Raw genomic sequence first — 752 nt, 5'->3', positions numbered from 1 at the left:
CTCGGTTCTGGCCGCGACGGCCGCCTTGATCAGCTCCGATTTGTTGGGGAAGTAGTTGTACAGGCTGGCGCTGGTCACCTCCGCGGTCCGGGCGATCTCGCGGATGGTGGCCTTGGAGTAGCCGCGCTGGGCGACACAGCGCATGGTGGCGACGAGGAGCCGGCGGCGGGTCTCCTCGCCGCTGGCGCCGACGGGGCGACCCAGCTGCGCCCGCGTCATGCTGATGTCCTCACTCCTGCGTCCTTTTGACCGGCTCCCTCGAATATAATCGGGCGATCAATTATCCTCCGGCTTCGCCATCCCAGCTCGGCCGCCCAGTCGGCGCCAGCGGCGAGCAGACCCGTGCCCGAATCATCGCCTCGGCGATGCGCTGCGTGGCCGAAGTGGGCCACTCGAAGGCGACGATTCGCGAGATCGCCCGGGCCGCCGACATGACCAGCGGCAGCCTCTATCACTATTTTCCGAACAAGTCGGAGCTGATCAAGGCGGCCGTCGCGGCCAGAACCGAGGTCGCGCTGCCACGGCTGCGCCGGGCCGCCGCCCGTCCCGGCGGCGTCGTCGACCGAATCGAAGCGGTGCTCGACGAATCGGGAAAGTTGATGCGCGAGTTCCCGGACCTCGCGGCTTTCGAGTGGGCGATCCGGGCCGAAAGCCTGCTCGAATCCCAAATCGACGGCGGCCGGACACGGAATCCGGGGTCAAAAGCGTTGCGCGACATCATAAATGACATCGTCGAGGACGCCCGGGAGCGC

At 67.3% G+C, this 752-nt stretch carries 2 protein-coding genes; one reads left to right on the top strand and one right to left on the bottom strand.

Annotated features, from left to right (window positions below; all coding sequences use genetic code 11):
* The coding region (locus A5705_RS03705) for a TetR/AcrR family transcriptional regulator (RefSeq protein WP_156762981.1) at nt 1-219 on the bottom strand (219 nt) is incomplete at its 3' end.
* A gap of 56 nt (nt 220-275) precedes the next feature.
* Here A5705_RS03705 and A5705_RS03700 point away from each other — a divergent pair.
* Nucleotides 276-752 (top strand): TetR/AcrR family transcriptional regulator (locus tag A5705_RS03700; protein WP_255400175.1); only part of this gene is annotated, 477 nt, incomplete at its 3' end.

Source organism: Mycobacterium sp. E787, from assembly GCF_001668725.1.
Taxonomy (GTDB): domain Bacteria; phylum Actinomycetota; class Actinomycetes; order Mycobacteriales; family Mycobacteriaceae; genus Mycobacterium.
This window is presented reverse-complemented; position numbering and strand designations above follow the sequence as displayed.